The sequence below is a fragment of the Glaciimonas sp. GNP009 genome (genome assembly GCF_054343755.1).
This window is the reverse complement of sequence record NZ_JBTGUV010000004.1, coordinates 5,052,038-5,065,718: the sequence shown is the minus strand read 5'-3', so window position 1 is coordinate 5,065,718 and position 13,681 is coordinate 5,052,038. Positions and strand designations below refer to the sequence as shown.

Sequence of the window (13,681 nt, the reverse complement as noted above, 5' to 3'; positions counted from 1 at the left end):
ATGGAAACACCTATGCAGACACCTTATTGTATTATTTCATCCGGCATCAGCCGCTCGTTTCCGGTCGACCATTCATTCATTGCGCAAGCTGATAGCGATGCTATCGCGACAGTCTATCTGGGCGCTCAGGCCGGGGCCGCCTACCGGTCTTCGCCAACAGTAACTGACGCTGTATTTATCGCTATTGAACTCGATATCGAATGTCTCGGTGTGCATGTCGATACAAATGCTCCTGCCGTTCGGACTAACGTGGTTGGTATTGCGCGTTTTCGTCTGGGCGATGCTGAACCTAGTAATCTGATTGAACTGGTGCGTCTGCCACAAACATCGCCGGTCGCACTGGCGGCCGCAAAGGGGGCATTCGAAGCAGCCGGATTGGTCGTCGCAGTGTGTGGGGACTTTCCCGGCAGAATCGTCAACCGTCTTGTGCGGCCTTATTACAACGCGGCGCTGCGTCGACTTGATGAGCAATTGGCAAGCGCCGAGGACATGGATATGACGCTAAGGTTGGGTCTCGGTTATCCGGAGGGTCCGATTGCGCTACTCAAGCGTACTGGTCTGGCCGATCATTGCCGGGTCAGCGAGCAGCTTTACCAGGCATTGCGCCAGGAACCCTATGCACCGGCGCGTGCAGCACAGATGGCAATGGCGCATAGTCAGGGAGACTGAATATGGGACAGCCTCACCACCAGCCCCTGCATGGTATCACCGTCCTCGATTTCAGCACTCTGTTACCTGGTCCTATGGCGACGCTGCTGCTAGCTGAGGCGGGTGCTGAAGTCATCAAGATCGAGCGCCCTGGCAACGGCGATGAGATGCGCAGTTACACACCCAAATTTGGGAATGATAGCGTCAATTTTGCTCTCCTTAACCGAGCGAAGAAATCGATTGCGATTGACCTCAAATCAGTGACGGAACGCGCACGTCTGGAAGAACTGGTGCGCAGCGCCGACATCATCGTTGAGCAGTTTCGTCCAGGTGTCATGCAACGTCTGGGCCTCGATTATGAAACTGTTTCGCGCATCAATCCGAAGATTATCTATTGCTCTATCACTGGTTACGGCCAGTCCGGTCCTAAAGCACAGATCGCCGCACATGATCTGAACTACGTTGCCGATAGCGGCATGCTGGCGCTGTCGACCGGTGCGGACGGCGCGCCGGTATTGCCGGCAGCGCTAGTGGCTGACATTGCCGGTGGAGCTTATCCGGCAGTGATGAATATTTTGCTGGCGTTGCAAGCGCGCGCGCAGAGCGGTCTCGGATGTCATCTCGATATTGCCATGGCCGACAATTTATTTACCTTTATGTACTGGGGACTTGGTAACGGCTTCAGCGCTGGTGAATGGCCGAAGCGCGGCAAGGAACTGGTGACAGGTGGCTCGGCGCGTTATCAGGTCTACCGGACCAGCGACAATCGTTATCTTGCGGCGGCACCGCTTGAGGATAAATTTTGGACTAATTTTACTGAAATCATCGGGATACCACAGGAGGAACTTGCCGCCGATGATCAGCAAGCTATAGCAAGGGTGGCCGCTGCCATCGCCCAACATTCAGCAGATTACTGGTTAGAGAAATTTAAGGGCAGGGAAGTATGTGTGGGATTAGTAGCCGATCTGGAGGATGCGGTCGCCGATCCACATTTTATCGGACGCGGGCTATTCACGCAGACGCTGGATAGCGGCAAGGGCGATTCAATCCCAGCGCTGCCAGTACCGATATGCAATGTATTTCGACAAACCCAGGCGGCGGGTGCACCTGAGCTGGGACAGAGTAATACAGCGTTAATCGGAGAGCTTTAATAATAAAGCGGTCGTCATCATTATATTTTGAGAGCGCGTGTTAAGCGTAAGCGGCCAGTCGAATGGGTGCGCAGTGGGTAATGATTTTCGCCTTAATAACTCAGTTGCACTAACACCTCCGTATAAGTCGCCCGAGCGGACTACATTCGTCAGGTAAATGTAAAACAGCTTCTACGGATTTACCTGACGCAATTTAGCCAAAATTTATCCAAATCAACTTGCCTGACTGTTGAATAGCGCATCGAATTATTTCAGTGTTTATAAGGGAGTGAACGCGACGTAAACAATCACTTTGTGATGTCGCACATTGGATGATGCAGTGCGGGATACATCGAATGAGGAAATGACCATTGCGCCGTCAAAATTCTAGGCAGATTTTTGTCACCCACCACAAACGCGACGATTTCGTCACCGGTCACGTTAATCTGCTTAGTGTTCGTAGTAATTACATTTGTTCAGTGAAAGGCGGTCGCTCCCGGCGGCAAGGGCAACTAAAATAGAAGTATAATATTTGAAATGAAAATACCAGACATAAGCCCCGCAGGCGTGACGCCGAGTTCCCTGCGCGGCGTACTAATTTTGGGTGCTGATGGAAAAGAACTGGCTGCAGGCGGTATCGCCGCCGAGGGCGAAATGGCCGCTCGTATCGTCCGTGGATGGCATGATGCACGTCGCAATCAGCAACACCTGTTTTCTATAGAGGGCCCGGATGATACTGATGTCGTGGTGATCGTTCTTCCGACTCCTGACGCGACGGTGCTGGTAGCGATGCAGCGCGAGGGTCGTGACGCATTGTTTGAACTGGTCGCCTCCATCGACTTTGGAGGCGACATCCTCGCCCATCTGCTTACGAATCCGTTTGAAGCCCTTACCGTGGTCGACCGGGAAGGTGTGCTGCGCTACATGAACCCGGTGCATGAGCGGTTTTTTGGTCTTAAGGCGGGCAGCGCTGCAGGGCGTCACGTGACCGATGTTATTGAGAATACAAGGCTGCATCACGTCGCCGCAACAGGCAAGGCCGAAATCGGGTTAATTCAGGAAATGCGTGGCGTGGCCCGTGTGGTGACGCGCAATCCGATACGCAACAGCCGGGGAGAAATGGTCGGGGCTATCGGACAGATCATGTTTAAGGGCCCGGAACAACTGCGGGCATTATCGGGTGAACTGGCAAAGGTCAAGTCTGAAGCAGCCTTTTACCGTCGTGAGTTAAGCGATCTGAAGAACCGCAGCTACGGGCTGGATCAGATGGTCGGCGAAAGCCCGGCTATGCAGCGCCTCAAGCAGCAGATCGTGAAAGTCGCACCGATGGATGTCGCTATCCTTTTTACCGGGGAAAGCGGCACCGGCAAGGAACTCGCTGCGCATGCCATCCACAAGCTGAGCTCCCGACGCGATGCCACGATGGTGATGGTCAACGCAGCCGCGCTGCCAGCCACACTGGTCGAGAGCGAACTGTTCGGCTATGAGGCGGGCTCGTTTACGGGTGCAGAGCGCAAAGGCAGAAAAGGTAAGATCGAGCAAGCTGATAACGGCACCTTATTTTTCGACGAGGTGGGCGATATGCCTTCCGAAGTTCAGGTAAAGTTGCTACGCGTTTTGCAGGACGGTTCGTTTCAACGGGTCGGTGGGAACGAGTCGCATCACTCGAATTTTCGGCTGGTCACGGCCAGCAATCGTAACTTCGAGGCGATGATCGCCGATGGTACTTTCCGGTTGGATCTTTTTTACCGTATCGGTGCTGTCACGATTCGGCTTCCGTCATTACGGGAGAGACTTGAAGACATTCCTTTGCTGGCTGAAATGGCGCTTAACCAGTTTACCGAGCGGCACGGACAACGTCCGAAGACACTCTCAGATCAGGCACTGGTATTTTTGAAAGGTCAGCGCTGGCCTGGTAACGTACGCCAGCTGATACATATGGTAGAGCGTGCGGCAATATTTACCGAGTCCGATGTGATCGAGCCTGCCGATTTCGGTCACATTGATTCAGATGCTTCCGAAGTGTCGCAGGCAGCACCTTCAGATACGTTCGAGGATAAAATTGCGCGCGAACCAAAGGCAGACCCGGCAGAGCCCATGCGCGTCAGCCGCGCTGTCGAACAAGTGGAAGAACAACTCATTCGTCAGGCATTGGCGCGCTGCCGTGGTAACAAAAAACAGGTTGCTACTGAACTCGGCATCTCACGCTCCTATCTTTACAAGCGCCTGGCGCAAATGCATGTCCCGGAGTCGGAAGGCTAAACTTATCCCGGGTAGCGATCACCCTCTATCACACGGTTGTGATCGACCCGGAATCTGCTTTACGCCGCTTTATAATAATGCTTCGTAATACCGCCTATAAGTATTCCTTAGCCAAAGCCAGTTCCCCAATTTGATCAACGGTCCCGCTGCGCGAACTTCGCCGTCGTGGATTCCGTAGGCACGGTCGACCAGCCCATCTGTCAGAAACGTTGGGATCGCCCGAAGGTGATACATGCCAGTGACACAACCCAAAGATATAAAACGTGTCTCCACAACGCAATTTCTTATGTCTGCAACGAGGGCAATAGTCCTTCGTTTGTCTTCGGTAAAGACACCCAAACGCTTATTTTGCGATCAGGTCCGGCCCACTCAGGACCGGCTATCGCCAGTCTCCCTTAGCGTGAGACACTAACCATGGTATGGCACAGAGTTTGCTCAAGGAATTTAAGTATCCATGCCTGAGTGAGCAACATAATGTCCACACTACAAAAACAATTACCCATGAATGATCTGCCTTTGAAGTCGACACCAGCGCTTGATCTGCTGGCCGGAGTGAAAGTTCTCGACCTCACCTCATCGGTTGCCGGCCCTTATGCTGGCCAGTTGCTTGCCGATATGGGCGCTACCGTCGTCAAGGTGGAAAAGCCAGGGAAAGGTGATGATGCACGCGCCTGGGGACCTCCTTTTCTACATGGGGAATCACTCTGGTTTATGAGCGTTAATCGGGGCAAACATAGCATTACCCTGGATTTCAGCGTACCGGAAGGACGGGACATTCTGCGCAAACTGGTGGCCGAATGCGACGTCATTCTAATTAATCTGGTCGCGCGGGTACAGCACAAACTAGGTGTGGATGCAGTATCGCTACGCTTGTTGAACCCGGGCCTGATCCATGTTTCAGTGACAGGTTTTGGTCTCCACGGAGCACGTGCGGATATGCCTTGTTATGACCTGATCGCGGAAGGATATTCCGGCGTCATGGATCTCACCGGCGAGCCGGATAGTGCCCCGCAAAAGGTGGGTACTCCCGCAGCGGATTTGCTAGCAGGGCATGATGCTGCAATGGCCGTACTGGCCGCATTGCTGCGTCGCGAGCGGAATGGTGCAGGTTGCGAAATTGACATATCGATGGTGGAAAGCATGTCACGCTTCATAGCGCCGAGGCTGATGCCTTACCTCGGATCCGGCAAACTTACCCGCAGATCTGGCGGCCGCGATAGTGTCATCGCGATCTATCAGGTGTTCGATACGGCCGATGAACCCATCACGCTAGGCTTAGGCAACGACGCGATCTGGAAGCGTTTCTGGGAAGCGGTGGAGAGGCCCGAGGTGGCCCTCCTTCCGGAGTTTGCAAGCAATGCAATGCGTTGTGCGCGGCGCGGAGAAATCGTCGAACTGATAGCAGGGATACTGCTAAGCAAGCCTCGTGCGCAATGGTTAGATTTGCTCACGCGTGCCCGCGTTCCGGCCGGACCACTCAATACGGTAGGCGACGTTGCCAGCGATCCCGCGCTACGCGAGTCGGGTTTCATCTACCAAACTGAAGGAGAAGACGGCCCCATTCCTCAAGTGGGTCTGGGAATCCGATTTGACGGACATTCGGAAGGCACGCAGATGCCGCCGCCCAGACTTGGGGCGCATACTGACCTAATCCTGCGTTCCTGGCTCAATAGCGATAGTACAGAGCTGGAACACCTGCGTACAAAAGGCATTATCTGAGGGGGTGATTTTATGTCGCTCGAGGGCGCCAGCTTTATCCAGGAGACGCCGATCCGCCCACGCATGCTTAAAAAGCCGTCGGTTAGATCAGCGTTAGACTTGTTTTCAGGCGGCGCAATAAGGACCAGTGACATGGACCGGCCTCTCTAGTCGGCTCCTCTATTTATCAGGCACGGTACGCCTGATCCAACGCATTTCAGATACTGAAGAACGACATTTTCGGAGAATACCAGCATGTCACATCTTCTTACCTTGCATGATCCGGCCGCTGCCAGGGAGAACTACCTCGCAGGCGTATGGCAGACGGATACCTTGTATTCTCTGGCGAGCCGCAATGCGACGGAGTGTGGCAACGCTTACGCGCTGCGTGACAGCACGCGCCGGTTGACCTGGCGCGTGCTGGTCGCCTGGGTGGATGCCGTGGCAGCTAATTTGTATGACAGTGGATTGCGACGCGGTGATCGAGTCTCGATCTGGCTACCAAACCGGGTGGAAACAGTAGTCGTGCTGCTGGCCTGTTCGCGCAACGGGTATATTTGCAATCCCTCATTACACCAGAACTACACCGTGGCAGAGATCGTCACGTTGCTGACAAGAATCGAAAGCCGGGCCCTTTTCGCGCAACCCGGATGGGGAGCAGACGCTGCAACCTCGGATATTTTCGCGCAGGCCATCGCGCTAAGCGGGATGAAACGGGTCTATGCATTACCGCCGCTACTTGCACCCGATACCGATATGCCACCTGGCGCGTACCACATGCCCTTAACTGGACAACCGTCTCGTATTCCGCTGCCGCTACCGAGTACCCACCCTGATCAGATTGTGTACCTCGCATTTACCAGTGGCACCACCGGAATGCCGAAGGCGGTCATGCACAGCGACAACACTCTGTTGGCTAACGGTCGTGCATTGGTGGCTGACTGGGGACCGACTCATAAGACCATTGTGCTGACCTTAAGTCCGATGAGTCACCACGTCGCCATCGTTGCACTGGAGCAAGCGCTGGTGACGGGATGTGAGCTGGTCATGTACGATCCCCTAGCCGGGATCGCGCCACTCGACTGGATCGAACTCACCCGGACTACCTATGTAATGGGAGTACCGACCCACGCGATCGATTTGTTGCAGGAAGTTGAGCGGCGCGGCGTTACCCGCATTGGCGACGTCGAGGTGTTTTACATGGCAGGATCAAACATCCCGAATAAAACCGCAAGCCGGCTACTATCGCTCGGCGCTAAGCCTCAAAACGTCTATGGCATGACTGAAAACGGCTCGCATCAGTACACCAAACCGACCGACTCTTTTGGCGTAATAACCGGTACTTGCGGCAAAGCGTGTTCCGGCTACGAAATTCGATTATGGCAACCTGACGATCCGGATTTAGAAGCAGTACCCGGTGATATCGGTGAAATTGGCGGCCGCGGAGGCGTTCTGATGTTAGGCTACTTCAGCAATCAGTCGGCAACCGAATCCTCCTTCAATAGCAGCGGCTGGTTCATGAGCGGAGACCTCGGACGCTTCGACAACGAGGGCAATCTGGAAATCATCGGGCGCAAAAAAGACATCATCATACGCGGCGGCTACAATATTTATCCATCCCACATTGAGGATTTTGCGCTTCGGCACGAGAGCGTGAAGAAGGCTGTCGCATTCGGCGTAGCAGATTCCCGACTAGGCGAAAAGGTCTGCCTCGCCATCATCGCTAATGAAAGAGCTCCTGCGGCCGAGGAGATACTGCTGCACCTCGCACAACAAGGTTTATCCAAGTATGAAATGCCGGAATACTTCATGGTGGTGGAAGAGTTTCCAATGACCCCAAGCGGGAAAATCCTCAAACGTGAATTGACGCAATGGGTGCAAAGCGGTCGTGTGCAACCACAAGCTGTGCGTTACCACGCTCCCTGACCAGGGACAGACTTGTGGTTCCTTAGCAGTCGCCGTGAATTGGTGGTTTGGGAAGCACAAGCTGGCAAGAATTGGGCACGAAAATTAAATTAGACGTGGTTTTATTGATTCTTGGGGATACTTTTGTGCATTACAGGCGTTGATCATAGCTTCGCTGCCCAGTAAAAATATCTGAAACAAAGTTGTACCCAGATTTTGCTGACAGAAGAATTTCAAGGCATCGATACACGGTCGCCATTTTGTACCCTAATTTTTATTCTAGAGCCCTAAAAGACGAAAAGGCCAATCGCAAGATTGGCCTAACCCTTTGATTCTATTGGTCGGGACGGAGTGATTCGAACACTCGACCCCTTGGACCCCATCCAAGTACGCTACCAGGCTGCGCTACGCCCCGACTAGCCTGTTATTATATCAGGGCAGGGGCAATTTAATCCACGTGGATTATTAAAGTCTCAACTAAATTGCGACGTAGCGTTGTCTTCAATCATCGAATGAAGTTGCCGTCGTCAAGTTAACCTAATTATCTTATGCCAATAAAAATCAGCCAGCATTTTGATGGTGGCGCCATCGTAGTTTTGCGGGCGGAACAGCCTCAACATATTGAGTTGAATATTCGCAGTGACTCGCATGCGGATTTTTGTCAGTGGTTTTATTTTCGATTGCAAGGGGCGCGTGGTGAGGCTTGTGATATTAGCCTGATGAATGCTGGACAGGCTACTTATACTAACGGCTGGAAGGATTATCAGGCGGTTGCCAGTTACGATCGTGAGGCCTGGTTTCGTGTGCCGACCACTTTTGATGGACAGGTTCTTAACATATCGCATACGCCTGAGCACGATAGCGTGTATTACGCTTATTTTGAGCCTTATACATGGGAACGTCATTTGGGATTGTTGGGGCGGGCAGGGCGCTCATCCTTGGTAACGGTTGAAGATTTAGGTTCTACGGTAGACGGTCGCGATTTGAATATGCTAGTGATCGGGAATCCATCTGCGGCGAAAAAAGTATGGGTGATTGCGCGTCAGCATCCAGGTGAAACGATGGCTGAATGGTTTGTTGAAGGGCTGGTTGATGCGTTGCTGGATGGCGCTAATCCCATCGCTACACGGGTTTTGCAGGAGGCGGTATTTTACATCGTCCCGAATATGAATCCGGATGGTTCGGTACGTGGTAATTTGCGGACTAATGCCGCTGGCGCTAACTTGAATCGTGAATGGATGACACCTTCTATTGAGAATAGTCCGGAAGTGTTTTTAGTCAAAAATAAGATTCACGAAATTGGTTGTGATTTGTTTTTAGATGTTCATGGTGATGAGGCATTGCCGTACATCTTTGTTGCGGGTTCTGAGATGCTGGAAGGATTTACGGCAGAACAGGCGATGGAGCAAATTAAATTCATCGCGAACTTTGAAAGTGCTAGCCCGGATTTTCAGAGCAAATATGGCTATGGTGCGGGTAAGTACAATGCCGAGATGTTGGCGCTTGCTTCAAAATATGTTGGCCATACATTTAAATGTTTGTCGTTGACGCTGGAGTTGCCATTTAAGGATAATGCGAATTTGCCCGACGTTACAAATGGTTGGAACGGTGCGCGGAGTGCACGACTTGGCGCCGCAAGTTTACAACCGATTTTGAAGGCGTTTGCTTAAAAAAATTGTCGGCAGATGTAAAAAATGCCGCGTACGTTTTATCGTCGCGGCATTTTTTTTGCAATCGATCTTGTGTCGACTACACGCGTTTATCTTAGTGAAAATGTGTCGATCCGCTGGGCGGTGCGTCCTCTGGCATTTCAGGGTGTACTAATTCGCCTTCTGGGTCAGCATAAAATGGTGATCCGCAATCGTCACAGAATTCCATCGCAAATAACTCATCGTGGCGTTGTATGTCATTGATGCCGCACTCGCGCAATAACGACAAAATTTGCTCCAACGGCGTTTGGCTTTCTGCGTCGGATTCAGCCTGATCGGTTGGTTCTTCAATGGCCTCTTCCTGGCCGTACAGTGGCCAGACGACGCCGTAGATGATTTCGCTAGTTTGCCCGATAGAAAAACCGATCCTATATTCATCAACTCGGTTGCTTTCAGGTTCTTCGCTAAATCGTCCGATTGTCACATGCAGATCCTTGCTTTCGATTTCTAGCGTAGTGGCAAGGTAATAACTTGCAGCCCGTAAAGAGACCGGACGGATCTGTTTATCGCCTTCACGGCAAGCGACAAAATACGCTTCGGGCAACAATAAATCGATACCGCATCCAGGTAAAAGGCGACTGATATTCGGCGTTACCTGCGCCTGCCAATGTTCGAGTGCGACGGCCTTTTTCATCGCGGTGCTGGCTGTGCCGATGGTGGTAACGCTGGCAGCGCCCGGTTGCCAGCAAAAGAACGCATGCCCGGTCGGGACTACCAGCGTGGCTAGTAAATAGCGGGTGTCGGCTAAAAATGGCGCAGTTTCAGGTGCATTAGGTGGATTGGTAACGATTGTTCCTGTGAGCGCCGCCTGCGTCATACGCTGCATCAATGTGTAGGTGTCAGCGTGGGAGCGCGGCAACTGATCTATGGCGTACAAGGTAGGCATGAGTGCGACGAGGACGCCAGGGGCCAGTATGTGCGCGTGCAAATGGCTAGTCAGTGTGGTGACCATGTCGGGTGGCACGTTTCCGGATGCAATGGAAAATCGGGTCCATGCCAATATTGGCATTGCGACTAAAAGGGTATCGTATTGAATCCCATTTTGCTCAATCACGGACGATTCGCTACAGGCTTCCACTGCATCCATCAAAGCATCATAAGCGTCGGCCTGGTCCGGGAATAATTGTTCTAGTGCGCTGTCGATTGGTTCTTGATGATGGCCCTTCAAGAGTTTATTCAGATGAGTATCGATATCGTGTTCCCAAGCACGTTGTTCCATACGACTAGAGGCAAGTACAAGGGCTTGTGCGAGTTCAGTCAGTCGGTGGCTGTCAGCGGAGAACTTACGAGGTGATTTAGACGGACGGCGCATAGAGGTGTTTGATACTTAGCGTGTTGAATGAGGCAGCAGACTGCCGAATTGAATACTTCTATTGTAGTGGAGTATGCATGCAGGGACGAAAAAAAACGCCGGACCAAGTAAATAGTCCGGCGTTTTTTGCTGTCAGTACGCTTTAAATCCAGCCTACTATACCGAAGCAGGGTTCTTTAGAGTCACAAGTAACCCGGCTAATTTCAGATAATCTAATTTAGATTATTTTAGGCAGCCAATAACTGACGCAACACGAATGGCAGAATACCGCCATGCTTGTAGTAGTCAACTTCGATTGGTGTATCGATGCGTAACAGAACCGTGACTTCCTGGATGTCGCCATTTGCACGATGTATCACAAGTGTTGCATCTTGTTGTGGCTTGATTTCTCCATCGATACCCTTAAGGTCGAAAGTCTCATCGCCTGTAATGCCAAGTGTATCAACGCTGTCGGTACCTAGGAACTGCAATGGCAACACGCCCATGCCGACCAGATTCGAACGGTGAATACGCTCAAACGAACGCGCGAAAACTGCTTTTACGCCTAGTAGTTGTGTACCTTTAGCTGCCCAGTCACGCGACGAACCTGTACCGTATTCTTCGCCAGCGAAGACCATGGTCGGAACGCCATCATGGACGTATTGCATCGCAGCATCGTAAATTGACATCTCTACAGCGGCTGGTTGATGCAGTGTAATACCGCCTTCAACACGTGAACCGTCTGGCGTTGCCGGAATCATCAAATTTTTGATACGCACGTTGGCAAAAGTGCCGCGCATCATGATTTCATGGTTTCCACGACGTGAACCGTAGGAGTTGAAGTCGGCTTTCAAGACACCGTTTTCAGCTAACCATTTACCAGCTGGGCTGGATTCTTTGATCGCACCGGCTGGTGAGATGTGGTCGGTTGTGATGGAGTCGCCGAATACGCCCAATGCCCGCGCGCCAGTGATGCCAGTAGCAGCTGGCTTTGGTTCCATAGTGAAATCTTGGAAGAATGGAGGCTCGGCAATGTACGTCGAAGTTGGCCAGTTATAGACTTCCCCTTGGGCTACGCCCTTGATGCCTTCCCACAACTTGCCAGGTGCGCCTTTGACGTCTGCGTAGTTTGCCTTGAAAGTCTTGGCATTCATCGCAAATTTCATGAGCTTGGCAACTTCTTGCGAAGTCGGCCAGATATCGCCAAGATAGATGTCTTTGGCTTTACCATCTTTGCCTTTGCCACGGCCAACTGGCTCAGTCATCAGATCGCGTGTCATGTTACCGGCAATGGCGTATGCCACGACCAACGGTGGCGATGCCAGAAAGTTGGAGCGAATGTTCGGGTGAATCCGTGCTTCGAAGTTACGGTTGCCGGACAAAATTGCTGACGCAACGACGTCGTTTTTGACAATCGCTTCGTTCATCGCCGGCGTCAAATCACCTGCGTTACCTATACAAGTGGTGCAACCGTATGCGGTGACACCAAAGCCCAGCTTTTCCAGGTACGGAAGCAGACCGGCAGCGGTCAGGTATTCAGTCACAACACGTGAACCAGGTGCTAGCGAGGTCTTGATGTGTGGTGAGACTTTGAGACCCGCTTCAACTGCTTTTTTAGCCAGCAGACCAGCCGCCAGCATGACGCTTGGGTTAGATGTGTTAGTACATGAAGTAATCGCGGCGATCAATACATCGCCGTTCATCAGGCCGACGCCGTCGGTGTTGACGTATTTAGCGTCAAGATCTTCTGCTTTTTTGTTGAATCCACTTTCTGCAGCAGACTTACTGAATAGTTCAGCGAAGTTATTTTTTACATTGCCAATTTCGATACGATCTTGTGGACGTTTCGGACCCGCCAATGATGGTGCAACTGTTCTCAAATCAAGTTCGATGACAGTGGTGTAATCGATGTCGCCTTCTTTTGGAATGCCGAACAATTTTTGCGCGCGGAAATAGCCTTCGAAAGCTGAGATTTCTGCCTTGCTGCGGCCAGTGCCCTTGAAGTAGTCAAGCGTTGCTTCGTCGACTGGGAAGAAACCCATCGTTGCGCCATATTCTGGTGCCATGTTGGCGATAGTTGCGCGATCAGTCAGGCTGAGGGACGCTGTGCCTTCGCCGAAGAACTCAACAAATTTGCCAACAACTTTTGCTTTACGCAGTAGTTCTGTGATGGTCAGGACCAAGTCAGTCGCAGTACAACCTTCGCGCAATTGGCCGACCAGATTGACGCCGACGACATCTGGTGTCAGGAAATATACTGGCTGACCGAGCATACCGGCTTCTGCTTCAATACCGCCAACGCCCCAGCCGACTACGCCGATACCGTTAATCATGGTGGTGTGGGAATCAGTACCGACTAATGTATCTGGATAAAATACGTCACCCTTTTTATGCACACCGCGTGCTAGATATTCCAGGTTAACCTGGTGGACGATACCAAAACCTGGAGGAACGACGCCGAACGTATCAAAGGCTTGCATGCCCCATTTCATGAACTGGTAGCGCTCATTATTGCGCTGGAATTCCAGTTTCATATTGAGGTCTAGTGCTTTCTTTTCGCGGAAATGATCGATCTGTACGGAATGGTCAACGACCAGATCAACCGGCACCAACGGCTCAATATTCTTCGGGTCTTTACCGAGTTGTGCGGCAACGTTACGCATAGCAGCCAAGTCAGCCAGCAGCGGGACGCCGGTGAAATCTTGCAGTACAACACGAGAGACGACGAACGGAATTTCTTCTGTACGCGCGCCAGTTGCGTTCCACGCAGCTAATTGGCGGACATGTTCTTCCGTTACTTTCTTGCCGTCGCAATTACGCAGCACTGATTCCAGCACGATACGGATGGAGACCGGAAGGCGTGAAATGTTGATGCCAAGTTTCTTTTCAAGTGCAGGCAAGGAATAAAATTTGCCTTTCTTGGTATCGGAAATTTTAAATTCCTTGAGGGTGTTCAACGTGTTGCGTGACATGGTTTCTCCTTGATTTACAATCTGAGTAAAACGGTACTTGGTACTTAGCTTAAGTTGCTTTTTGGG

Annotated in this window: 8 protein-coding genes and 1 tRNA gene; 6 read left to right on the top strand and 3 right to left on the bottom strand. The window is 51.8% G+C overall.

Annotated elements, in window-relative coordinates; genetic code table 11:
• The 5 genes from ACXX82_RS23290 (at position 1) to ACXX82_RS23270 (ending at position 7,664) form a co-directional block, all read left to right on the top strand.
• On the top strand, positions 1-669 hold the full coding sequence (locus tag ACXX82_RS23290) for a 3-hydroxyacyl-CoA dehydrogenase family protein (RefSeq protein ID WP_458563799.1): 669 nt from the start codon (positions 1-3) through the stop codon (positions 667-669).
• 2 nt (positions 670-671) lie between these two features.
• On the top strand, positions 672-1,799 hold the full coding sequence (locus ACXX82_RS23285) for a CaiB/BaiF CoA transferase family protein (RefSeq protein ID WP_322238816.1): 1,128 nt from the start codon (positions 672-674) through the stop codon (positions 1,797-1,799).
• Between the two features lie 516 nt (positions 1,800-2,315).
• Entirely contained in the window at positions 2,316-4,040 is a 1,725-nt protein-coding gene (locus tag ACXX82_RS23280; protein WP_322238814.1) for a sigma-54 interaction domain-containing protein, read from the top strand.
• Positions 4,041-4,514: 474 nt separating this feature from the next.
• The gene (locus ACXX82_RS23275) at positions 4,515-5,759 is read left to right on the top strand and encodes a CaiB/BaiF CoA transferase family protein (RefSeq protein WP_322238811.1); all 1,245 of its coding nucleotides are present in this window, start codon (positions 4,515-4,517) and stop codon (positions 5,757-5,759) included.
• A 234-nt stretch (positions 5,760-5,993) separates the two neighbouring features.
• Positions 5,994-7,664 (top strand): class I adenylate-forming enzyme family protein, encoded by a 1,671-nt coding sequence (locus tag ACXX82_RS23270; RefSeq protein WP_458563798.1) that lies wholly within the window; start codon positions 5,994-5,996, stop codon positions 7,662-7,664.
• A 317-nt stretch (positions 7,665-7,981) separates the two neighbouring features.
• On the opposite strand, the gene ACXX82_RS23265 is transcribed toward ACXX82_RS23270, so the two are convergent.
• A tRNA-Pro gene (locus tag ACXX82_RS23265) sits at positions 7,982-8,058 on the bottom strand.
• Positions 8,059-8,191: 133 nt separating this feature from the next.
• On the opposite strand from ACXX82_RS23265, the gene ACXX82_RS23260 reads away from it, so the two are divergent.
• Entirely contained in the window at positions 8,192-9,313 is a 1,122-nt protein-coding gene (locus tag ACXX82_RS23260) for a M14 family metallopeptidase (RefSeq protein ID WP_322238807.1), read from the top strand.
• A gap of 94 nt (positions 9,314-9,407) precedes the next feature.
• On the opposite strand, the gene ACXX82_RS23255 is transcribed toward ACXX82_RS23260, so the two are convergent.
• Both ACXX82_RS23255 and acnA read right to left on the bottom strand, forming a co-directional pair.
• A complete protein-coding gene (locus tag ACXX82_RS23255) occupies positions 9,408-10,664 on the bottom strand; it encodes a DUF2863 family protein (protein WP_322238805.1) in 1,257 nt (418 codons plus the stop codon).
• A 227-nt stretch (positions 10,665-10,891) separates the two neighbouring features.
• A complete protein-coding gene (gene acnA, locus ACXX82_RS23250; protein WP_458563797.1) occupies positions 10,892-13,615 on the bottom strand; it encodes an aconitate hydratase AcnA in 2,724 nt (907 codons plus the stop codon).
• Positions 13,616-13,681: the final 66 nt, after the last annotated feature.

Excerpts from the sequence above, each read along its gene's own strand:
- ACXX82_RS23290 (WP_458563799.1), top strand. The coding sequence starts at position 1 with ATGGAAACACCTATGCAGACACCTTATTGTATTATTTCATCCGGCATC.
- ACXX82_RS23285 (WP_322238816.1), top strand. The coding sequence starts at position 672 with ATGGGACAGCCTCACCACCAGCCCCTGCATGGTATCACCGTCCTCGAT.
- ACXX82_RS23280 (WP_322238814.1), top strand. The coding sequence starts at position 2,316 with ATGAAAATACCAGACATAAGCCCCGCAGGCGTGACGCCGAGTTCCCTG.
- ACXX82_RS23275 (WP_322238811.1), top strand. The coding sequence starts at position 4,515 with ATGTCCACACTACAAAAACAATTACCCATGAATGATCTGCCTTTGAAG.
- ACXX82_RS23270 (WP_458563798.1), top strand. The coding sequence starts at position 5,994 with ATGTCACATCTTCTTACCTTGCATGATCCGGCCGCTGCCAGGGAGAAC.
- ACXX82_RS23260 (WP_322238807.1), top strand. The coding sequence starts at position 8,192 with ATGCCAATAAAAATCAGCCAGCATTTTGATGGTGGCGCCATCGTAGTT.
- ACXX82_RS23255 (WP_322238805.1), bottom strand. The coding sequence starts at position 10,664 with ATGCGCCGTCCGTCTAAATCACCTCGTAAGTTCTCCGCTGACAGCCAC.
- acnA (WP_458563797.1), bottom strand. The coding sequence starts at position 13,615 with ATGTCACGCAACACGTTGAACACCCTCAAGGAATTTAAAATTTCCGAT.